A 250-nucleotide genomic window follows, 5' to 3' on the forward strand; every position below is an offset into this window, starting at 1 on the left:
GCGCGGGGAAATATATAACTCGTCGCTTACCTTTTTGCGGCTCTCGCCGTATTCATTTCTCGCGGCTTTTATAGCTGCCCCGAAAGCCTTAAAGTCGTACAATGGTACGGGTCTTTTTGCCATTTTCATTCACCCTGTTACATTTTACAGTTCACCTTTCTTTTTGGATATGTCCACACAATTCATATCATTAGGTTAAATACTTCCTGTTGTGTATTGACAGTAGACTGATTTTCTGATAAAATAAAAT

At 39.2% G+C, this 250-nt stretch carries 1 pseudogene; it reads right to left on the reverse strand.

The features are described from left to right. Positions 1 to 123, reverse strand: a pseudogene (locus tag LJE08_RS14265) (transcriptional regulator); the annotation flags it as partial. Positions 124 to 250 lie beyond the last annotated feature (127 nt).

It is taken from the genome of Holdemanella sp. DFI.5.55 (assembly GCF_020593575.1).
Taxonomy (GTDB): Bacteria; Bacillota_I; Bacilli_A; order Erysipelotrichales; family Erysipelotrichaceae; genus Holdemanella; species Holdemanella hominis.